General features: G+C 44.4%; 21 protein-coding genes. 4 read left to right on the top strand and 17 right to left on the bottom strand.

Translation table 11 applies throughout. The features are described 5' to 3' along the window. Positions 1–28 precede the first annotated feature (28 nt). From J7I42_RS05115 to J7I42_RS05150, 8 genes are all read right to left on the bottom strand, one after another. Positions 29–688, bottom strand: a complete 660-nt coding sequence (locus J7I42_RS05115) for a hypothetical protein (RefSeq protein WP_209137692.1) — start codon at positions 686–688, stop codon at positions 29–31. Between the two features lie 14 nt (positions 689–702). After that, positions 703–2,190: an RNA polymerase factor sigma-54 gene (gene rpoN, locus J7I42_RS05120; RefSeq protein ID WP_209137693.1), complete on the bottom strand. Its 1,488-nt coding sequence runs from the start codon at positions 2,188–2,190 to the stop codon at positions 703–705. A gap of 496 nt (positions 2,191–2,686) precedes the next feature. Further along, a complete protein-coding gene (locus tag J7I42_RS05125) occupies positions 2,687–3,211 on the bottom strand; it encodes a hypothetical protein (RefSeq protein WP_209137694.1) in 525 nt (174 codons plus the stop codon). Between the two features lie 88 nt (positions 3,212–3,299). Continuing rightward, positions 3,300–4,517, bottom strand: a complete 1,218-nt coding sequence (locus J7I42_RS05130; protein ID WP_209137695.1) for a DegT/DnrJ/EryC1/StrS family aminotransferase — start codon at positions 4,515–4,517, stop codon at positions 3,300–3,302. Between the two features lie 242 nt (positions 4,518–4,759). Then, the gene (locus J7I42_RS05135; RefSeq protein WP_209137696.1) at positions 4,760–6,328 is read right to left on the bottom strand and encodes a glycoside hydrolase family 10 protein; all 1,569 of its coding nucleotides are present in this window, start codon (positions 6,326–6,328) and stop codon (positions 4,760–4,762) included. 37 nt (positions 6,329–6,365) lie between these two features. After that, entirely contained in the window at positions 6,366–6,830 is a 465-nt protein-coding gene (locus J7I42_RS05140) for a MarR family winged helix-turn-helix transcriptional regulator (RefSeq protein WP_209137697.1), read from the bottom strand. A 34-nt stretch (positions 6,831–6,864) separates the two neighbouring features. Further along, positions 6,865–7,338: a DinB family protein gene (locus J7I42_RS05145; protein WP_209137698.1), complete on the bottom strand. Its 474-nt coding sequence runs from the start codon at positions 7,336–7,338 to the stop codon at positions 6,865–6,867. A 277-nt stretch (positions 7,339–7,615) separates the two neighbouring features. Continuing rightward, positions 7,616–8,647, bottom strand: a complete 1,032-nt coding sequence (locus J7I42_RS05150; protein WP_209137699.1) for a radical SAM/SPASM domain-containing protein — start codon at positions 8,645–8,647, stop codon at positions 7,616–7,618. 136 nt (positions 8,648–8,783) lie between these two features. On the opposite strand from J7I42_RS05150, the gene J7I42_RS05155 reads away from it, so the two are divergent. Beyond that, complete coding sequence (locus J7I42_RS05155; protein WP_209137700.1) at positions 8,784–9,557, top strand: glycoside hydrolase family 25 protein; 774 nt, start codon at positions 8,784–8,786, stop codon at positions 9,555–9,557. 63 nt (positions 9,558–9,620) lie between these two features. Beyond that, positions 9,621–9,857 carry a hypothetical protein gene (locus J7I42_RS05160; RefSeq protein WP_209137701.1) on the top strand — a complete coding sequence of 79 codons (237 nt, stop codon included), beginning with the start codon at positions 9,621–9,623 and terminating at the stop codon, positions 9,855–9,857. A gap of 73 nt (positions 9,858–9,930) precedes the next feature. On the opposite strand, the gene J7I42_RS05165 is transcribed toward J7I42_RS05160, so the two are convergent. From J7I42_RS05165 to J7I42_RS05205, 9 genes are all read right to left on the bottom strand, one after another. Next, entirely contained in the window at positions 9,931–10,785 is an 855-nt protein-coding gene (locus J7I42_RS05165; RefSeq protein ID WP_209137702.1) for a DUF6089 family protein, read from the bottom strand. Between the two features lie 226 nt (positions 10,786–11,011). After that, a complete protein-coding gene (locus J7I42_RS05170) occupies positions 11,012–11,920 on the bottom strand; it encodes a prohibitin family protein (protein ID WP_209137703.1) in 909 nt (302 codons plus the stop codon). A 107-nt stretch (positions 11,921–12,027) separates the two neighbouring features. Then, positions 12,028–12,453 carry a YybH family protein gene (locus tag J7I42_RS05175; RefSeq protein WP_209137704.1) on the bottom strand — a complete coding sequence of 142 codons (426 nt, stop codon included), beginning with the start codon at positions 12,451–12,453 and terminating at the stop codon, positions 12,028–12,030. Between the two features lie 163 nt (positions 12,454–12,616). Beyond that, positions 12,617–13,489, bottom strand: coding sequence for a sugar phosphate isomerase/epimerase family protein (locus J7I42_RS05180; protein ID WP_209137705.1), 873 nt, complete (start codon positions 13,487–13,489; stop codon positions 12,617–12,619). Positions 13,490–13,602: 113 nt separating this feature from the next. Next, positions 13,603–14,178 carry a gluconate 2-dehydrogenase subunit 3 family protein gene (locus J7I42_RS05185; protein WP_209137706.1) on the bottom strand — a complete coding sequence of 192 codons (576 nt, stop codon included), beginning with the start codon at positions 14,176–14,178 and terminating at the stop codon, positions 13,603–13,605. Between the two features lie 36 nt (positions 14,179–14,214). Continuing rightward, complete coding sequence (locus tag J7I42_RS05190) at positions 14,215–15,930, bottom strand: GMC oxidoreductase (RefSeq protein ID WP_209137707.1); 1,716 nt, start codon at positions 15,928–15,930, stop codon at positions 14,215–14,217. 240 nt (positions 15,931–16,170) lie between these two features. Beyond that, the gene (locus tag J7I42_RS05195; RefSeq protein WP_209137708.1) at positions 16,171–17,850 is read right to left on the bottom strand and encodes a GMC oxidoreductase; all 1,680 of its coding nucleotides are present in this window, start codon (positions 17,848–17,850) and stop codon (positions 16,171–16,173) included. A 51-nt stretch (positions 17,851–17,901) separates the two neighbouring features. After that, on the bottom strand, positions 17,902–18,792 hold the full coding sequence (locus J7I42_RS05200; RefSeq protein ID WP_209137709.1) for a hydroxypyruvate isomerase family protein: 891 nt from the start codon (positions 18,790–18,792) through the stop codon (positions 17,902–17,904). Between the two features lie 102 nt (positions 18,793–18,894). Then, positions 18,895–20,202: an MFS transporter gene (locus J7I42_RS05205; protein WP_209137710.1), complete on the bottom strand. Its 1,308-nt coding sequence runs from the start codon at positions 20,200–20,202 to the stop codon at positions 18,895–18,897. Between the two features lie 173 nt (positions 20,203–20,375). Between J7I42_RS05205 and J7I42_RS05210 the strand changes: the two genes are divergently transcribed. After that, complete coding sequence (locus J7I42_RS05210; RefSeq protein WP_209137711.1) at positions 20,376–21,542, top strand: Gfo/Idh/MocA family protein; 1,167 nt, start codon at positions 20,376–20,378, stop codon at positions 21,540–21,542. Positions 21,543–21,578: 36 nt separating this feature from the next. Continuing rightward, on the top strand, positions 21,579–22,634 hold the full coding sequence (locus J7I42_RS05215) for a sugar phosphate isomerase/epimerase family protein (RefSeq protein ID WP_209137712.1): 1,056 nt from the start codon (positions 21,579–21,581) through the stop codon (positions 22,632–22,634). Positions 22,635–22,659 lie beyond the last annotated feature (25 nt).

Consider the following 22,659-nt stretch of genomic DNA (forward strand, 5'->3'; position numbering starts at 1 on the left):
TATTTTAAATCAATTGTAGTTCTACTTCCTATTGAAACCATACGGCCAATATCTGGCATAAGGCGCCGGCGACTAAACCCAGGTAGATCTCTTTTTGTGTATGATCTGACACTATAAGGCGGGAGGTACAAACAATTCCGGTTATAAGTATAGCAAAGGAAAAATATATCCCGGTAACATCCTGCTGACTAAAGGCTTGCATAAGGAAAAATACCGCCAGTCCGCCAACGCCAATAGCATGCATGCTCACTTTAGCAATAATATTCAAAAACCAGGCGGCACAAACACCTAAAAAGGACCCCAACAGAAAATTCAGGAATGGTTGTGGATTGTCTTTCTGGTTATGGAACACGTACCAGGCCCAAAAGTAAAAGATCATGGCAGCAGCATAAGGGATGATCCTTTCTTTTTGAGTGCGCAATTGCATGGATTGTATCAGCTTCAGCCGCCACATTAAAAACACGGCAAACCCCGGAATGAGGGCTGTATTGAAAAATACAGAGATAAGCCGGAACAATTTGTATTTATAATTGACCCCGGCAAACGAATAGGGATCAATAAACAACAAATAGGCAGTTACATACGCTGGTATAAACAACGGATGAAATACATATGAAAAGAAATGCGCCATTACTCTTACAGGCGCTGGTTCCTTGGGTGCTACAGCAGTAACCGGTGTTGTTGACATAAAAAAGTTTGCTATTACAGTTCTTTCCGTAACCGGGCCACCGGAATATTTAATTGTTCACGGTACTTGGCAACGGTTCGGCGTGCAATATTATAACCTTTTTCCTGCAATAGCTCAGTGAGTTTTTCGTCGCTCAACGGTTTCTTTTTGCTTTCGCCTTCTATAAGGTCGCTGAGGATCTTCTTTACTTCGCGGGTAGATACTTCTTCCCCGCTATCAGTACTGAGCGATTCGCTAAAGAAGAATTTCAACCGGTAAGTCCCGAACTCAGTTTGTACAAATTTGCTGTTGGCCACCCGGCTCACGGTAGAGATGTCGAGCCCGGTACGCTCAGCAATATCTTTCAGGATCATGGGCCTCATGGTAGTTTCATCCCCGGTAAGGAAAAAGTCCCGCTGATAGCTCATGATGGTTTCCATTACACTGCTCAGCGTATGCTGGCGCTGCTTAATGGCATCAATGAACCATTTGGCCGCATCGATCTTTTGTTTAATGAATAATACCGCTTCTTTTTGCCGCTTATCTTTCTTGCTCCCTTTATCGTATTCCCGCAGCATATCGCGATACCCTTCGCTGATCCGCAGGTCGGGTGCGTTTTTAGAGTTTAGGGTAAGTTCCAGTTTGCCGCCATTGTTAAATACGAAGAAGTCGGGCACTACGTAGCTTTCCGCCTTGTTGATATCACCATGGTTACCGCCGGGCTTCGGGGTAAGTTTGATGATCTGGCCAATCACATCTTTTAGTCCTTCATCGTCTAGGTTCAATCCACGCTGAATTTTATCGTAGTGCTTTTTAGTGAACTCATCAAAGTAATCAGTAAGCACATCGATGGCCCTGTCTACGTTTTTGCCTTCGCGTTGCTGCCGGGCTAACTGCAATAACAAACATTCCTGCAGATCGCGTGCGCACACGCCTGGCGGATCAAACTGTTGTACCATCCTGATCACCTTCTCAACTTCCTGCTCATTGGTCTCAATATTCTGGCGGAAAGCGAGGTCATCAACAATGGCCGCCGTTTCACGACGCAGATAACCATCATCATCAATGCTACCTACTATCTGTTCTGCAATCTTGCGTTCATTATCGGTCATCTTCATCATGCCCAGCTGGTTCAACAGGTGTTCATGAAAAGACGTTTCAATGCGGTATGGAACAACTTTCTTGTCATCCATTTCAGGATAGTTATCATCCCGCAATTTGTAATCAGCTATTTCGCCATCTTCATCGCCTACGTATTCGCTAATATCAATGTTGTCATACTCATCTTCACTCCCATCTACATCAAAATCCTCTTCTTCGCTGCTGTCGAATTCATCCTTCGTCTCATTATCATATTCATCATGAGCCTCTTCAGACACCTCTAAAGCCGGATTTTCTTCCAGTTCTTCTTTGATCCGCTCTTCCAAATTAGCCGTAGGCACCTGCAACAGCTTCATCAATTGAATCTGCTGTGGAGAAAGTTTTTGTAATAGCTTTTGCTGTAAACTTTGACTCAATGCCATTGTGCGTCAATATTTTATTTCAATTAGTCGCCTGAAAATTTAACAAAAATTCGCGGCAACCACAAAAATCAGGCCGTAAATTTACAGACAAATGTAATCAACGTTGTGAAACGATTTTATAAAATTATTGTCTTTGCAGCTTTTTGTTTTCAGGCAGGAACGATTTCGGCTCAAAATCAGGTAAATATAACATTTGACAGGCAGTTATTTTCTCCCGCTAAAGTAGCACCGGTTTCTATGTATAATTTGCCGAAAAAGTTACTAACAATTGGTTTTCATGACCTAACCCGTCCCAAAACGGTTGATCAGCCTGTATTTAAGAGGCCATCGGCTGTTAACACTATAAGTAACAATTGTTATACGGAACGGTTTGGCTTTTTTTGCAGAAAGGAGTTGCTGTTTGAAAAAGCGACTAAAGTCCCGCTTCGGTTTCGATTGGGGTCATTGGACTATGTAGATTGTTTGGAGGGGAAGTAGGCCCATCAACTCTATCAACTTACTTCCGAACTATCTTATTAATTACAGTTGCATCATGTTGAAATTGCTGCAACTTACCCAGCGCCTCCGTAGGCGTACTTCCTTTGAAATATTTCTGCAGCCATAACTTAGAGCTATCAGGCTCCCGCATGGCCCGGTATTGGTCCTTTTGTGCATAGGATTCGGCAAATACGGCCCCTGCTTCATACATTCTGCGCAGGGTTAAATACAGGGTATCGCCCTGAGGGCTGTTAATAACCAGGCTGTCTACCATTTCTTTTTTATTCCCTGCCATTTCAGCCCTGGTAAGTGCCATTTGGGTATTCATGATCCAGGAGGTAACATCCAGGAAAATAATGGAGAGGTCGTTATTCAAATAGTGGGTCTTTCTAAGGCTATCAACCCGGTCCTGCACTTTTCTGGCAGAATCACTCACATTGTTGATGTCAGCCGTGGAATCCTGACTTTTACAACTGGCCAGTACTATTAATACAACCAGGCCCAGGAAGAGGCTGGTTTTTATAGTGAGCGGTTTTCTTTCCATTGTCAATTTCGCCGGTTTTGTAAAATTTAGAAGGTGACTCCTATCCGGAAATCACCTTCTTAACGCAAGCCCGATTTTAAAATTATTATCAGGCAGATATCTTTTGTGCAGCCAGTACTTTTTTAACTACACTTACAATTTTCTCTCCTTTTTCTTTCATCTGTTGTTCTGTAGGCATCAACGAGATCTGGGTGGTGATACTCCGGCTCATTACCGCATCACTGGCTGAAAAATCTTTATTGGCCTGCTGCATAATGGCTGCTTTGTACTCAGGGTGCAGCGCGTTGAGGGTTACCCCTTTTTTCAGGTGCTCCCATTTGCGGATATAATGCCAGTTGTGATCGAACCAGTAAAAATTACCGCCCCAGATATTCTGGGCCTTCATTTCTGCTACCACTGCCTGGGTAAGTTCTGTTGTTGGCAGGAACCAGCTCAGGAAAGTGCAGCTGTCACCAGCTTCATCAGGCAGGCGGCGGAAACTGATCTCAGGTACCTGTGACAAAACAGCTTTTAACTGGGCATGGCCTGCACGTTGTTTGGTCAAAAATTCTTCCAACCGATTGAACTGGGCCAACCCCACGGCAGCATGCAATTCAGAAATGCGGAAATTATAACCCAAAAAAGGGTGCAGATCGGCGCCGCGGTCAACACCTTTGTGGTCGTGACCATGATCGCTGAACCCATCACTACCAATGTAAATATCTTCCCGATTGGTTACAATGGCACCGCCTTCGCCGCAGGTCACTGTTTTTACAAAATCGAAAGAAAAGGTACCGGCATCGCCAATGGTACCCAGGTATTTTCCTTTATAAGTAGCGCCAAAGCTTTGGCAGGCATCTTCAAGTAATAACAGGTTATGCTCTTTACAGATCTGTTTCAGGGCATCCAAATCAGCCGATGCGCCGCACATATGCACCGGCATTATACATTTTGTTTTGGGCGTAATGGCCTTGCGAACCGCATCAGGGTTCAGGGTGAGCGTGTCATCTACGTCAACCAGTACCGGAACAGCACCTACGCTGATGATGCATTCAAAGCTGGCCACAAACGTAAAAGTGGGCATGATCACTTCATCACCGTAACCTATTCCCAATGCACTCATTACGGTAGTAAGGGCGGTTGTTCCACTGGATACGAGGTGGGTATACTGACAACCAAATTTTTTGCTGATAGCAGCTTCCAGTTCCTTTGCTTTCCAGATCCCTTTACGGGCACCATCAAAACCAAATCGCATCAGAATACCGGTTTCCATTACATCGTTTACATGTTTGCGTTCATCGGCGCCAAAAAGTTCAAAGCCAGGCATATTGAATTTTGTTTATTGTTAATGTTTATTGTGGTGAGGGCAAAGGTATAGATTTCGGTGGATTGTGTTGGTCCAGTTTGTGTAAAATGGATCATCCGGTTGAGCGTTAACCAGTTGACTTGTTTTCGTAAAACGGGAACTCCCGACAAGTCGGATCGACTCCGCTCAGGATCTTGCAATAAAAAAGCGGCTTCCTTGTAGGAAGCCGCCATATCTTTAATCTCTTTTTCTTTTTCTGGAACCTACTTCATGGAAGCAGTTGCCGATTCTTTAGTGGTGGTCCAACCCAGCCGGTCCATTTTTACTGCCTCCAGCTTAATAGGCCAGTTGGGGTAGGGTTTGCTTTCGTTGTTTTCATCATCCATACAGGTTACGTAAAACCGTACAAACTTTTTATCATTACGCAGTGGCGCGTAAAAGACGCAGCTATCGGCCGAATCGAAACGGCAGCCTATTAGTTGGGAATTATAGAAATTGTTGTTATTGTATTCCTCATTATAGCAGGCATACAGGCGGTAACACTTGATCTTCTTTGTTTCCGAAGCTGTTTTTACCACTTCTATCCTGAGGGTGGTGTCAACCGGTTTTATTGATACCACTTCAGGGTTGGCTGGTCTCAAAGAATCGATCCAGGGCATTGGCGGTATCATTGCCGGTTCTTTATAATAATTATAGCGAAGGCTATCATTCCAACCCAATGGATTTCTTACAAACGACTGGGTACTGAAGTAAATAGCGCCCTGGATTTCAGGGTATTTACGCATAGCCTGTATTTGGCGGGGAATCTGGGTCTTATCGCGCCAGGCGGCATTTGTGCCAGCTTTAAAAATACCCAGTCCAATATAGCAATGCCTGCCATAAGAGTGTTTAGACCACCAGTCGAGCAATACGGCATAATCAGCCCGGGGATGACCAAATTCAAAATATAATTGGGGGGCTACATAGTCTATCCAGCCGTTTTTTAACCAAAGCACGATGTCGGCATACAGATCACCATAATTTGTAAGTGCGGCGGTTGCGCTGCCGTCGGGGTCCTGGCTGCGGTTCTTCCAAATGGCAAAAGGCGAAACACCAAAGCGGCATAACCTGTTCTCTTCTTTTATGGCACTGCTGATCTTCAAAATGATGGAATCGGTATTACTGCGTCGCCAGTCGCCCAGGCTCAAGCCGTTGCCATATTTCTTGTAGCTTTCGGTATCGGGAAAATCCTTCCCTTCCGGGTAAGGATAAAAATAATCATCGAAGTGAATAGCGTCTACATCATAGCGGCTAACAATATCGCGGATTATATTCACCACATATAGCTGGGCTTCTTTATTGCCGGGATCGAAGTAGCGGGTGCCGGCATAACTCACAAACCACTCGGGGTGCATTTTGGTAATATGATTGGACGACACGGATGATTTTCCGATTGAAAACTCCGCCCGGTATGGGTTACACCAGGCGTGAAACTCCATACCCCGTTTATGGGCTTCTTCGATCATAAATGCCAGGGGATCGTAATAAGGGGTAGGCGCCTTTCCCTGTTTACCTGTAAGCCATTGGCTCCAGGGTTCATATTGAGAAGGGTAAAAAGCATCGGCACAGGGGCGCACCTGCACAATAACGGCATTCAGTCCGTTCCGTTTATGCATTTCAAGCAGATTTATGTATTCTGCTTTCTGGCTCTCTGTATTATAATTCCCTCTTGTTGGCCAGTCAATGTTTTCGACTGTAGCTATCCACGCTGCCCTGAACTCATACTTGGGTTGCGCTATAACATGTAATACCAACAAACATACCCCTGCCATCAGGCATATAGCTTTTTTCATGTTCGGATTAAAAGATTAACGGATGTTGTAATGTACATTATTCTGAGCTTCTAATTTTATCGAGTAAATGATTTAACATTTTTGCATCTTCTTCGGTAAGGTTTGCAAGCATGGCATCCATTTGCTCGTTGTAGCTGTCCAGCTTATCCAGTAATTGCAAACCCATTTCAGTGATGGTAACATCTACCAGACGCCGGTCAGTTTTGCAAATTACTTTCTGTACCAGTTCCTTTTTTACCAGCCTGTCTACAATACGGCTGGTATCGCTCATTTTATCCAACATCCGCTGGCGGATCTGTAAGGTTGATAAAGGCTTTCCCGCGCCCCGTAAAATGCGCAGGATATTATACTGTTGTGAGGTAATGTCGCCTTTATCAAAAAACTGTTTGGTCTTTTCTGTGATCCAGTTGTAAGTAAAAATAAGGTTGACCACTGTTTTGTGATACTCATTCCGGAATTTCGACTGTTGAATGTCTTTTTCAATACTCATGGCGCTGCTCAAGACTTTATGATTTAATTAGTGAATCAAACAGGAATTACCCGGCTTGGGCCGATCGTGTTAGCATAAAAATGCTGAATATATGATGTGCTTCATGCAGCAGGAAAAACTCCGTCCACTCCAAAATTGTCAATGATCCATATTTGGGGTGACGGCCGGTCCTTCTTTCTGCCGGTTCGGTTAATGTCATAAGATAATTGGTGATTCCCGCTCTTTGAGCGTTCAGATCGTTCAGTAAACCGGGTAACGATCTTTTACAACATGCAATAAATGCAGGGTCATTATCGGCCACATACCGGTCAAATGACGGTTCATTTTCTTGATGTATTTTTTGCAACCGTTGCATGAAAACGGGTTGGTAAGAAACCAGATGGGCTAACTGCTCAAATGCACTCCATTTATCGGGTTGTAAACGTTGTCGCAATTGCTCTTCTGAAAACCCACGCAATAATTCGTAAATGGTTTCATGCTGATGTTGCAATCGGCTACAAACAGATGCAGTCAAGGACATACTACAAATTTAAACTTGTTCTGCGGCCAGGTTGGGGGAGGATGAGGTTCGCTTTTCCGGTTCCGGATCTTAGCGTTTAGCTCTGGGCTGTTATAGGGGGTGGTCGTGTAAACTTTGTGACCTTATGTATAGTGCGCTAAACCTATTTTGTTCGTCGAAATTACATTATTTCTTTCTCCATTCAGTACATATTCAATCTTTATTCCTCATTTTTCATTCCACCTGCCAGGCATCACCATATATTCATTCTCTCTGTTATAAATATTTCCTGTTATCATTAATCTCCCCAGACTCTTGTACCCTCACTGCAATTGGCACAAATATCAATATTTTTTCTTCCCATCAACACCTGTTCACGAAATCGCTTATACTTATCGTTATGCCACACCTCTTTAAAGCTTTTACCCTTCAGGTCGCCCAAAGGGTGTTGGGCATCTTTATCAAAACAGCAGGGTACTACCAAACCATCCCAACTGATAACCGTGGCATGCCATAACCGCCAACAATGGTTGTTCAGGGCATTTTTAAATTCCATCTGCCCTTCCTGATTTTTACGGTACCGGCTGTATTTTCCAATGGTAGGGATTAAATTATTGGGATCATTCTCATAATCGTACACCTGGGCTGTTTTAAACCGTACTTCATCTACCCCTATCTCTTTAGCCAGGCGTTTTACTTCTTCTATCTGATGCTCGTTTGGCTTTACCACCAGGAACTGGAAGAACACAAACGGCGTTTTACTTTTTAGTTCTTTTTTCCACTTTACAATATTACGGGCCCCCTCCAGTACCTTATGCAATTTTCCGCCCACCCGGTATTGTTGATACACCTCCTGCGTAGTACCATCCAGTGAAATGATCAGCCTGTCGAGCCCGCTCTCTACCGTTTTACGGGCATTTTCATCGGTCAAATAATGCGCATTCGTAGATGTGGCGGTATAAATGCCCTTTCCGGCAGCATATTTCACCATATCCAGGAACGCCGGGTTCAGATAAGGTTCACCCTGAAAATAAAAGACCAGGTACAACAGCTCTTTCGATAGCTGGTCAATTGTCTGGCTAAAAAAATCTTTTTGTAACATTCCCGTAGGACGGGTAAATGCCCGTAAGCCACTGGGGCATTCGGGACATCGCAGGTTGCAAGAGGTGGTAGGCTCAAACGAAATTGAGATCGGATACCCCCACTGTACTGGTTTGCCGGTTATTTTACTTATATAATAACTGCTTAATACCTTACCTGCATTCCAGACCCTGCGGGGTGTTAACCTCGATAATAAATTGAAACTATCGTGCCAGTTAATTGCGGGCATAGAAGTGTAAAATTAGGGTTCGTTGGCTTAAAGACAATGTTTTATGTACCCCAACGTTTAAAAGAGTTAAATTTTTCCACTTCAACAGATTATATCATCGCTTTGTTTAAGCGCTCTAATATATTTGTGTACCCTTATGGCAAAAAATAAAAAGGCAGCCATTTTCTGGAGAATTGCACTAGGCCTGATCGTAGCTGCTACTGTAGTTATGCTGCTATTTCGCGTATATGAATGGTGGCAGGAGCGGCGGGCACATTTTGCCCGATACGAGGCATTTGGCATAGAAGTTCCCACCCGATATACAATTCACGGTATTGACGTGTCACGCTACCAGGAAACCATTGACTGGGAAAGTGTCAAAGCCATGAACGTGGAAGGGTTGAAACTTGGTTTTACTTTTATTAAGGCTACCGAGGGGTTGATAAATGAGGACCGCTATTATAAACGCAACTGGAAAAGAGCCAAAGAGGCCGGTATGGCCCGCGGCGCCTATCACTTTTTTATTGCCACCAAAAACGGCAAAGCCCAGGCGGAACATTTTATAAAAACGGTAGAGCTGGCGCCAGGAGACATGCCACCCGTGCTGGATGTGGAAGCCACTTATGGCGTGCCTTATAAAAAAGTACGCGAGCGGGTGAAAGAATGGCTGGTCACTGTTGAAAACTATTACGGAGTTCGACCCATTATATATGCCAATGTGGATTTTTACCAACAAGTGCTAAAAGACGAATTTGACGAATACCCATTATGGGTAGCCCATTACCTGCAAAAAGAAAAACCCCGTATTTACCGCAACTGGCATTTTTGGCAATACAGCGAACAGGGGCATGTAAATGGGATCTTTTGCCGGGTCGACTTCAATGCCTTTAGCGGTGACTCCACCGAGTTTAAGAATTTGCTGATCAATTAAGGGTATAAAGACCGGTTTAATTGAATAAATGCTTCATTTTTGTTGCTGAAATAAGCTTTTTGTATGGGTTTAATGGAAGATGATGTAAAAGATTTTCTGAAGCGGATCGTCTGGACTGTTTCTTCAGGATTTTTATGGCTTACCATTACTGTGGGTATTGGCGCCTACAACGGCTTGCTGGTTCCTGAACATGGGCTCCGGGTCAGCAATATCATTTTTTATATCTGGGGGGTAGGTAGCCTGTCAGCGCTTGTTTATTTATATATCCGCATTTGGAGTAAGAAATTCCCACATGGATGAATAATTCCCTAAAAAGCGACCGGGCCCCCATTTTCAGAGGACCCGATCAAAGATTTAATAAATCGATTGATTATTAGAATCGCGTAGCTGGACAACCTACTTTTTTATCGCGATTATAGGCAGGTAAACCGGCGATGCGTTTATATTGGTCAATGAACGAACGCACGGTAACGGTTAAAGCCATATAATAATATCCATCTTTCACATTTGAACCGCCGCGGGTTGTTTTGGCAGCAGGATATCCACCGGCCCCCACTTCATCGCCCCGGTAAGCCAGGTCAACCGCAGTTTGGCCTTTTGCTGCCAGCAAAGTAGCCTGATCGGTATAAGTAGTGCTCACATCGTCCAGATAGTCCGTAAACAATTTGCGATAACCAAACTCCAGCCCCACTCTGACATCTTCGCTTATTGCGTAAGTACCGCCAATACCAAGGGGTATATTAAGTTGAGTAAGTTTGTAGCCTTTTTTACCCGATTCAATTCCCTGGCCTTCGGTAGCCAATGGTTGCAGAAAGGCTTTTTCACCTTCTGTGGTGCGGGTGTATGGATTAAAATGGTAGAGGCCAATACCGGCAAAAATATAAGGCGTCCACCAGGAGTTATTCAGGCTTAATATATTGTATTGGGCACCTAATTCTATATCCCATAATTTGGTTTGAAAATTCAGGTTACGCGCTTTCATGGCGGTAGTCCCTTTTTTATCGTCCCCCTGTAAAGAAGTGAGTGTGAAATAGGTACGGGCGGTAAAATGTTCCGAAAGATCGTACATGGCCCCCAGCGACCCCATAAATTTGGCCTGTTTTAAAGTAATATTCTTTGCCTGCAGATCGCCCTGGTAATTGGCAACGCCCAAACGAGCTGCAAAATGAAAGTTCTGGGCGGCAGCTGCCAGGGGTAGGCAACATAAAAGAGTGGTAATGATTCTCATTGATATTCAATTAGGATGTATTCGTCGGCCGCAAAACTACGGCTTGGTCGACACCTTTAAACGGTTTGATTAGTAAATTATTACACCGCCTTCTGCCTTCTGAGCGACACGCGTTGCGTGGAGCATCCTGCTGTATTTCATTGCCGACTGCTAGCCTGCCCCGATTTGTCGGGGGCTGCCGATTGCCGAAGTGAGGCTCGAACATCCTGAGCCCTCTCACGTTTACCTACTGCTTCCCATCCAATATAACCGGCGTATTACCCTTACCCATGATCACCATTTTGGCATTGGCTGAACCGGCAAGCTCTTTCATGGCCTTTATTTGTTCATATTGCAACTGGCGGTCGGTAAGGCTCTCATTGATGATGCGCTGGTAGTCGGAGATCCCCTGGGCCTCTACCCGTTTACGTTCCGCTTCCTGTTTTTCTTTTTGTAGAACGAACTGCATTTTCTGGGCGTCCTGCTCGGCAGTGATCTTTTGTTCAATTGCGGTTTTAACCATGGCCGGCAAGGTTATATTGCGTACCAGTAATTGTTCCAGCTGCAGTCCCCGCTTTTTAAAATCGTATTCAATACTCTTAAATATGCGGGCCTGAAATTCATCGCGTTTTACAGAATATAAAGCCACCGCATCATAGTATACCGCGTTGTCGCGGATCTTGGTACGGGTAACGGGCCGAACAATTTTGTCGGTAAAATCAAGACCGGTTTCCCGCACAATACGGGGCGCATCGGCTGGTAATACTTTATACAGCACTGTAAGGTCAATCACTACTTCCAGCCCATCATTGGTAAGGGCGCGGATGGCGTCATCACCTCTTTTTGGACCTTCATCATGCACGCCGCTCATGGTGTAGTTCTGGGTCTTTACATCCATTTTCTCTACATCGAGCAGGGGATTAATAAAGTGCAAGCCACTATGAAGCACGTCGTTCTGCACCTTACCAAACAATTTCTTTACGCCAATTTCACCGGCTTCAATTTGAATAACACAGGAAGTAAGAATGCCAATTAAAACAAGGATGCCGCCAATAATGCGAACGGGTGAAGCAAAACGCCTGAAGTTACCATCGTTGCTGCGGGTTATCGCCAGGCCAATAAGAATTATGATAACCCCAATAATAATGAGCGCCATATAAGTTAATGGTTTATTGTTTGTAGTTCTTTCATTCGGGATGCCTCTATTTATGCTGGTATTTCGATTTCAAACAATCAACGTAGCTACCTGATGGGAATAGCTTATTAACTACTATGGTCAGCTACAATTACCCAGGCACCTTTCACTTTGCGAAAGAGTAAGTTATAGTGGCCACCCACATCGCCGATCTTCCTTACTAAATGCCACTTGCCTACCACGAAATAATATTCGGGCGACAGGCGCTGTACTTTAATAAGATCGAACGACAGGGTTCCCATAGCGTCAGCACTGTTGTAATTCTTTTTATAATTCATTAGTGTGTTCTGGTAACCATATGTTACACCGCTCTTCCCAATAAACATCAGGGAGTCGTTATTCCAATACCCTTTCATAAAATCTTCTATGTTGCCCTTGTTCCAGGCAACGGTTTGGTCACTTAGTATTTTACGAATGGTTTGTTCATCCTTATCCTGCGCCAGGGCATGTTTGGTCAGAAAAAATGCCAGGAAGAAGAAAAGTAGATTTCTCATAATATGTAGTGTTTGTTTAAAGATAGATAGTTATTAAGTTAGTTATTGAGTTATTAGGTTACAATCCAAAACTAAAGAACTCAATAACTTAATAACTGACAAACAAAAGCCTGAAAGAACCGAAATTCTTCCAGGCTTTTAAGGAATAACCCTATTATAAAAATTACATCTTAAACTTCTTCATATATGCCGCATCTGCTTCAGCGCTTTTCAGGGGCGTACTGTTATCCCAATGCTCCTGCTCAACGATATAATATTCCAGTCCTTTTGTTGAACCGGCTTTTAAGATCTTTTTAAAATCGATACTACCGCTACCCAGATCAACAGACGCATCATGCTCTTTTGGATCGGCATCTTTTTTCCGGTCTTTTACATGACACAGTTTAAAGCGGCCAGGGTATTTGTTCAACCAGGCAATGGGATCAGCACCGGCTGTAACCACCCAGTAAATATCCATTTCAAAATCAACGGTATCTTTATTGGTGCCCTGCATCATTATATCCTGGGGCATTTGACCATCTATTGCAGTGAAGCTATAACCATGGTTGTGATAAGCAAAACGCAATCCATTCTTTTTGCAGATATCCCCACAGGCATTGAATTTCTCTGCTGCTTTCTTAAAGTCATCAAGCGTTTTGGGAGCGCCTAAGCTGGGGCAGATCAAATATTTCATTCCAATTTCACCAGCCTGTGCCGCCTTTGTTTCAAAATCTTTGTTGATATCGCAATGGGAAGAAATGAAGGAGAGACCCAATTCATCCATGTATTTTTTGAATTCCTTGTTAGTCATACCCCAGAAAAGGCCCTGTTTGCCTTCAAAGCCTTCAATCTGTTTATAACCATACCCAGCTAACTGTTTTAAAGTTCCTTTGGGGTCCTTTCCCAGATCGTCCCGTACCGACCACAACTGCAAACCAAATTTCTTTATGGAGGCATTAGGTGCAAAATTTTCACCCATAGAGAAAGCCGATCTTGAAATAATTAATCCAGACGCCAATGTTCCAGTTGCTTTGAGAAAATTTCTTCTGTTGTACATATGGTTGATTGATATTTTTAAAATCAAATACTGAATGAAGAAGTGAATTTACTTCAACATTCAGTATTCAATACTTAATTTAACACGCCGACGCCAGTCGGAATTCAATATTGTTACAGAGCCCAGGCCTTGTCGCCTTTTTTATAAGGCATGCAGGCTTCGAATTTACCAGGAACCGGCACATATCTTAATGCTTTGGTAGCACCTGGTTCTGAGGTAAAGTAACCCAACAGGGTCAACTGTTTCATCAGGGTAAAATAATGCGAAGGGTCATCCTTCTTTTTATTCTTGGCGTAATCCTTTTGCTCTTTATCCAACTCGTTCAACAATTCTTTGCGTTGTTCGGGTGTAATTTTCATAAACCCGTTACCGCTGAATTTTTTCTTGCTGGCATCATTCAGTTTGTTCATTCCTTCCAGGAACACTTTCTGATCGCTTTCTTTATAGCAATCCTTTACCATAACGCCCATGAACTGGCCTACTTTAGCCTCTTTGGCGCCTGGTGTGTCGGTAGCAGGAATGATCGTTTCTGCTATTTCATCCAGGTAAGCAAGATCGTCGGCAGTAAACTCTACAGACTGGCCGATTTTTTTATCTGCGCTGGTGCAACCGCTCAGAAAAAGTTCACCTCCTATCACGGTTCCGCCCAATAATAAGGCAACACGGGATAAAGCGTCTCTTCTGTTCATAATTATTAGTTTGAAGTATGAATCAATTCAGGATTTTTAAAGATTGCCTTTTTTCAGTTCATTCACCGCATGTTCAGCAGCGCGGGCAGTAAGCGCCATATACGTCAGCGATGGGTTTTGACAGGCTGATGAAGCCATACAAGCACCATCGGTTATATACACATTCTTTACATCATGCATCTGGTTATTGCCATTCAGTACCGATGTTTTGGGGTCTCTTCCCATGCGGGCAGTTCCCATTTCATGAATACAAAAACCAGGCGCCGGATCATTGTCGAAAGTTTTCACGTTTTTCAATCCGGCCTTTTCCAACATTTCAACTGCGCTTTCCGCCATATCTTTCCGCATGATCTTTTCATTCTCCTTGAATTCACAGTCGATATCGAGTGTTGGTAATCCCCATTTATCTTTCTTATCCTTATTTAAGGTCGCCTTGTTCTCGTAGTAAGGCAGGTGTTCACCCCAGGCGCCTAACTGCATTGTCCAGTTGCCGGGTTCAGTTAATCTCTCTTTCAGTTCAATACCTATTCCATCTCCACCATCATTCCGGTCGCGACGGGCACCGCCCTGGTATCCAAAACCGCGTACATAATCGCTGCGTTTGGATTTGTCGTTGATATTCCTGAACCGGGGCACATAAATACCATTCGGTCTTCTGCCATAAAAATACTGATCTGTAAATCCATCATATTCGGCACGGGCGCCAATTCCATAATGGTGGTCCATCAGGTTATGGCCTACCTGCTCACTGCTGTTACCAAATCCGTTAGGGAATGCATCCGAAACAGAGTTTAACAGAATGTGGGCAGTACCCAGGGTAGAAGCATTCAGGAAAACCACTTTCGCATAGTACTCTTCTGTCTTCATTGTTTCAGAATCAAGAATGCGAACACCGGTAGCGCGCTTTTTATCTTTATCGTACAACACATCCAGCACTATTGAGAATGGCCGCAAGGTTAAGTTCCCGGTAGCCTTTGCTGCAGGCAGTGTTGCCGAGTTGCTGCTGAAATACCCACCAAACGGACAGCCCTGGTGGCATTTGTTGCGGTACTGGCAGGGACCGCGATCACCCACTTGTTTGGTGTGGTTAGCTGAACGGCCAATGATCATTACGCGGTCGTTAAAGCTCTCTTTGATGCGAGCCGCTACATGTTTCTCCAGGCAGTTCATTTCCATTGCAGGCAAAAACTCCCCATCTGGCAGTTGCGGCAAGCCATCGCGGTTTCCATTTATACCAGCGAACTTCTCTACATAGCTGTACCAGCTTGCCAGGTCATTATAGCGTATAGGCCAGTCAACGCCATGGCCGTCTTTGGCATTGGCGCCAAAGTCCAGATCACTCCAGCGGTAGCTTTGGCGGCCCCACATCAGTGAGCGGCCTCCTACATGGTTACCACGTACCCAGTCAAAGCGTTTTACCTGGGTGTATGGATTCTCCAGATCGTTTACAAAGAACTTTTTAGAGACCTCATCAAAAGCGTAACATTTGCTTTGGATGGGGCTGTTTTTTTTATCTTCTGCCGTTAACTTATTGCGATGGGTCAAATCCCAGATATCCTTTTCAGTTCCGGCGTAATCTTTAATGTGTTCTACATTTCTGCCGCGTTCCAATACCAGCGTCTTCAATCCTTTTTCGCATAATTCTTTGGCGGCCCAGCCTCCACTTATTCCCGATCCTACTACTATAGCATCATAGGTGTTTTGTGCGGTTGCTTTTGTGTTTAGGTGTACGTTTAGAGAATCTCCTGGCATGAATTACAATTTGAAAATATGAAAATTCGAAAATGTTTACCCGTCCGGGTCCGCCAGCTGGCGAAGAAGACGGGTAAAATAAAACCTACCCCTTTTAGATGGCTTCCATCAAATAAAGGTGGCAAAGGCACAATTTAAATTAAATTAAATGTCTTTTTGCCATTTTTACCTTAGGCCCGTTGCACATTTTGAAATTTTCGAATTTGTACACTTGCACTATTTGTCCCGATGAAATCAGGATTAAATATTTCCTTTTTTCAATTCACTTACTGCATGGTCTACAGCGCGAGCTGTTAAAGCCATGTAGGTAAGTGAGGGGTTAACGCACGCTGCAGAAGCCATACAAGCGCCGTCGGTTACGTAAACATTCGTGGCATCCCATACCTGGTTGTGCGCATTCAGCACAGAAGTTTTAGGATCTTTACCCATACGGGCGGTTCCCATTTCATGAATACCCATACCCATGAAATAGTCGCTTTCATATGCCTTCACATCCTTTAAACCGGCGGCTTGCAGCATTTCCATGGCATCATTCTTCATATCAACACGCATCTTCTTCTCATTGTCCTTCAACTCGCAATCCATAGCCAGCACTGGTAAGCCCCATTTATCTTTTTTCGATTTGTCGAGCGAAATAGTGTTCTCGTGATAAGGCAGTATTTCACCAAAGGCGGTCATACCGAGCGACCAGGGACCTGGTTCTGATAAGGCGTTTTTCAGATCGGCGCCAATACCCAGTTCGGCGATCTCGCGATTCCAGCCCTGACGGCTGGCGCCACCCTGGTAACCGAAACTCCGAACATAGTCTCTTTTGTCGCTGCCCGTATTGCGGAAACGAGGTATATAAAAACCGGTTGGGCGACGACCGAAATAATATTTGTCTTCATATCCTTCGGCAATGCCTTCTGCACCTACGCGGAAGTGGTGGTCCATTACATTATGGCCCAACTCGCCGCTACTGCTGCCCAATCCGCCAGGCCATACATCGGTAGCAGAATTGAACAATACCCAGGTACTGTTAAAGGCTGAGGCGCACAGGAATACTACTTTCGCTTTAAACTCGTAGGTTTTATTATCCTGTGTATCCAGCACTTCTACACCGGTTGCTTTTTTCTTGTCTTTATCGTATAAAACTTTTGTTGCGAGGGAGAAGGGACGCAGCGTCAGATTGCCAGTGGCCACTGCAGCCGGCAGCGTTGATGACTGGGTGCTGAAATACCCACCGAACGGACAACCCAGCCAGCATTTGTTACGGTACTGACAATTGGTTCTGCCAGGTAATGGCTGGGTGATATTGGCTACACGCCCTATGAATAAATGACGCTCGCCTTTATATTGTTGTTTAAGCCGGGCTGCTACATCTTTCTCAACGCAGTTCAATTCCATTCCTGGTTGAAACTGTCCATCGGGTAAAAATGGCAAGCCTTCTTTACTTCCACTGATACCGGCAAATTTTTCAACGTGATCGTACCAGGGTGCAATGTCTTTATAACGGATCGGCCAGTCAACGCCATGGCCATCTTTTGAATTGGCTTCAAAATCGAGATCGCTCCAGCGGTAGCTTTGGCGACCCCACATCAACGAGCGCCCCCCTACATGATACCCCCGAAACCAGTCGAAACGTTTTGTTTCGGTGTACGGACAATCCTTTTCGTTTGTCCAGTAATTGAGGTTCATTTCATTTAAAGGGTAATCCCTGTCTAACACAGGATACTCTTTTGACATTTCTGTGGTTTTACCACCGCGATGAGGAAAATCCCAGGGATTCTTAGTGGCGCTTTTATAGTCTTTAACGTGCTCAATATTTTCACCCCTTTCAAGCAATAAGACTTTCAATCCTTTTTCGGTTAATTCTTTTGCTGCCCAACCACCGCTAATTCCTGACCCTACGACAATAGCATCATATACATTATCTGGCATAGTTCAATCGGTTTTAATTATAATGAAGACGTAAGAATTTTGAAATCGGTTTTATACATCACAGATCTTAATTCCTTTTTCTAGAGAGACCAGCTTTTCTTCGTTGGTTTTTGGAGTTGGAATAAATTCCTGCGCTACATACCCTTTAAAACCGAGATCAACGATGGCCTTCATAATGGCAGGATAATACAACTCCTGCGTTTCATCAATTTCATTTCTTCCGGGAACGCCACCAGTATGGTAATGGGAAATATACTGGTGATTGTCTTTGATAGTTCTTATTACATCGCCTTCATCTATCTGCATGTGATAGATGTCGTATAACAATTTGAAGTTTTCTGATCCTACGCGTTTACACAGTTCTACGCCCCAGGGGGTTCTGTCACACTGATAGTCTTTATGGTTTACCTTGCTGTTCAACAGTTCCATTACGATCACTACCTTATTTTTTTCAGCCAGGCCCATGATCTGTTTCAATCCTTCGGCGCAATTGTTCCAGCCTGTTTCATCGTCTATGCCCCGCCGGCTGCCGCTAAAGCAAATGAGTTGTTTATAACCGGCTTTAGCAACGAGGGGGATCATTTCAGAATAATTCTTGATCAGTTGCGGGTGGAATTTTTTATCGTTCCAGCCATCTACCAGGTTCAGTTCAGCGCCATTACACATGGAAGAAAAGATGCCGTGTTTCTGCAGGGTGGGCCAGTCTTTGGGACCAACGAGATCAATCGCACTAAAACCTATTTTTTTTACTGCAACACAAAGATCTTCCAGGGGGATGGACCCATAGCACCAACGACAAACGGAGTGGTTGATATTTCCTTTCAAAGCAGTTGATTTAATTTCCTCGGGTGTGGTAAAAGACGAAAGCATGTTGGCCGTTCCCAGCGCAGCAGTGCCCGCTACCAGGTTCTTGATGGCAACTCTTCTCGATTGATTGGCCATGTTTAAAATTGTTAAGGTTGAAATTTACAAATTGTTCTCACAAAAACGATTAAATGTAAAACCGTTAGCGTTAAAATATTACAAAAGGTTAAGATAGTACTATTATGCGCTAACAGGTGTTAACAATTCCGTCTTCTTTCTACCACGCATGTAAACCACCAATCCGGTAAATGCCAATACAAGTACAATCGGTATAATTAAAGTGGTATCAAGAATTTGCGGGCCGGCAGCTTTTTTAGCTTCTGCCAGTGCATTTGCCATTTCTGATCCGCCCGGGGCATCCGAATATGTTTTCAAATCGGCGCCGGCTGGTAATTTATCGCCCAGCAGTTTATCGTAATGGCTTCCCATGAACATCATATAAACCGACACGGCAAACATACCTGCGCCACCCATTAAATTCAATCCTACTGCACCGGTTTTGGGTAGGTTTTCCGAAACAAAACCCAGCATGGTGGGCCAGAAATAACATACACCCATTCCAAAGACCAGGGCCCCTACGAAAACCATATTTCCGGTAGTATGGCCTAACAGATATATTCCCAATGCTGATAAAATGGAGGAAATCAACAGGACACCCTGTGGTGATAATCTGTGAACCACGGGTTCTGCCAGTCCACGGCCAATCACCATCACACCGGTTTCCAGGGTAAGTATCAGAAGGGCATTGTCAGTAACATTTTTCAACAGTACATCTATCCATTGACCCGTAAACAATTCTGTGATCGCGGTGCCAAACATGCAAACGATCATAAATACGAACAACGGATTCAATAACGATTTGTACATATCGCCGGTTGATATGCCTGCCGCCACCCGTTCAGTAACCGGGAATTTCAAGCGGGTTATCAGATAACCATAAATTAATGTGGGGATCAACATGACAGCCACCTGTATCTGCCAGGGTTCCATACCTGCTATTGATCCTATACCTGCCTTGTTGTACAAAAACACGATCAGGGTGCCAATAACAATGCCACCGGGGAACCAGAGATGAAAGTGATTTAATTTGGTAGTTTTATTATCAGGGAAAATAGCTGCCACCAGCGGATTACAGGCGGCCTCAACTGTGCCGTTAGCTATTCCTATTAATAAGGTGGAGAGAAATAATGTCCAGTAGCCGCTTGCAAATACCGTTAGCAAAATGCCCACCAGGTGAAACACACAGGCAAGCAGTAATAATTTTTTCATGCCTATGATATCAACGACCATACCGCCAATGATCACGGCTAAGGGAAAACCCCAGAATGCAGTGGCTGCAATGGTACCGAGTTGCGAGGCATTAAGATGAAAATTCTCCCCTAACTGGTTTAAGATACCGGCACGGATACCGAATGACAATGAGGTAACTAAAAGTGCTAAACAACTGGCCATAAAAAGCTGGCCGCGATGAATTGTTGGTTGTTGCATGGCGAGAATCGTTTAGTTTTTTATATGGTTGGCAATTGATAATTTTTAAACTTTATACCGAACCACCGTAACTTTATCGAACGCAATTGTAAATTCGTTAGATTCGAAATGCATGTAAATGTAATTTTTTATTTTAAAACAAATCCTTTTTCACATTTTCTAATTTCTATTTCATGAACAGAAAATTAAGAATGGGAATGGTAGGTGGAGGCAAAGATGCCTTTATCGGCGCTGTTCACCGCATTGCTGCTAATATGGATGGACTGATTGAGCTTGCCTGCGGCGCTCTAAGTGTTAATCCCGAAACAGCTATCGATTCTGGAAAAATGTTATTTCTGCCCGATGACCGCATATATACCAATTATGAAGATATGATCAAGGCAGAAAGCAAATTACCAGCGGATAAGCGTATGGATTTTGTGACTATCGTAACACCCAACTTCGCACACTTTGCTCCTGCTATGATGGCGCTTGACCATGGCTTTCATGTGGTGATTGAAAAACCAATGACCTTCACACTCGATGAAGCTAAACAATTGCAAAAGAAAGTTGAAGAGACCGGTTTGCAGTTGTGCCTTACGCATACCTATTCGGGCTACCCGATGGTAAAGCAGGCCCGCGCCATGGTACAGGGAAATGTGTTGGGCAAGATCAGAAAAGTAATTGTTGAATATCCACAAGGCTGGTTAAGCCGCCTCAGCGAACGCGAAGGCAATGCTCAGGCCGCCTGGAGAACCGATCCCAAAAGATCGGGCAAAGCCGGCGCTATGGGCGATATAGGTACGCATGCAGCCCACCTTACAGAATATATTACCGGATTAAAAATAACACAGCTTTGCGCCGACCTCAACATCATGGTCGAAGGCCGTCACCTCGATGATGATGGCAACGTATTGCTGAAATTCGACAATGGCGCCGCTGGTGTGCTAATAGCATCACAAATTGCAGCCGGTGAAGAGAACGCTTTAAAAATTCGGATATACGGTGAATTGGGTGGCATTGAATGGGCACAACAGGAACCTAACACGCTCCTTGTAAAATGGCTCGATCAACCTATGCAGGTATTGCGTGCCGGTGGTAACTATACCAATGTATTGTCTTCTTTTGCTACTCATAATTGCCGCACACCGGGTGGTCACCCTGAAGGGTACCTGGAAGCATTCGGCAATATCTACCGCAACTTTGCATTGACCTTGTCTGCTCACATAGATGGTGTTCAACCCACCAAAGAAATGCTCGACTTTCCGCGTGTAGACGAAGGCGTTCGCGGCATGGCGTTTATCGACAATGTGGTAAAGAGCAGCACCAGCAAAGAAAAGTGGACACCATTTGAAGTGTAATCAAATTCAAAAACATTCATCTCAAAGCGCCATTTAATGAAGACGTTAAAAGGACCCGGATTATTCCTCGCCCAGTTCATGGGCGATCAACCACCATTCAATTCGCTTAAATCAATATGCCAGTGGGCAAAAAGCCTGGGTTTTGTCGGTGTGCAGATCCCTACCTGGGATAGCCGCCTTATCGACCTGCAAAAAGCCGCAGAAAGTAAAACCTATGCTGATGAGCTGAAAGGCCTTGTAAACGAGTGTGGATTGGAGATCACCGAACTCAGCACCCACCTGCAGGGACAGCTGGTTGCTGTTCATCCAGCTTACGATACCCTGTTCGATGGCTTTGCACCCGAACAATACCGCAACAACCCCAAAGCACGCACCGAATGGGCCGTGCAACAACTACGTTATGCCGCCCAGGCTTCGCAAAATCTGGGGTTGAACGCACATGCTACTTTCAGCGGCGCCCTGTTATGGCCTACGGTATACCCCTGGCCTCAACGGCCGGCCGGACTGGTAGAAACAGGTTTCAAAGAACTGGCCAATCGCTGGCTGCCCATTCTCAACCATTTTGATGAGCATGGGGTAGATCTTTGTTATGAAATACATCCCGGTGAAGACCTGCACGATGGTATTTCTTATGAAATGTTCTTACAACATACCAACAACCACCCGCGCGCCTGCCTGCTGTTCGACCCATCTCACTTTGTATTGCAATGCCTCAATTACCTGGAATACATCGACAACTATCATGAACGCATTCGTATGTTCCATGTAAAAGATGCCGAGTTCAACCCCACCGGTAAACAGGGCGTATATGGTGGTTATCAAAACTGGATCGACAGAGCCGGCCGCTTCCGTTCACTGGGCGATGGCCAGGTTGATTTTAAATCGATCTTCAGCAAACTGGCAGCTTATGATTATGCAGGCTGGGCTGTGCTGGAATGGGAGTGTTGCATTAAACATCCCGAAGATGGCGCCAGAGAAGGAGCACCATTTATTAAAGACCATATCATCCGCGTTACAGAAAAAGCCTTTGACGATTTTGCGGGTACCGGCAGCGATGAAAAATTTAACAGAGCCGTATTAGGATTAAAATAATGTAATTTGCTAAACTATTAACTTG

It is taken from the genome of Niastella soli (assembly GCF_017742245.1).
Classification (GTDB): Bacteria; Bacteroidota; Bacteroidia; order Chitinophagales; family Chitinophagaceae; genus Niastella; species Niastella soli.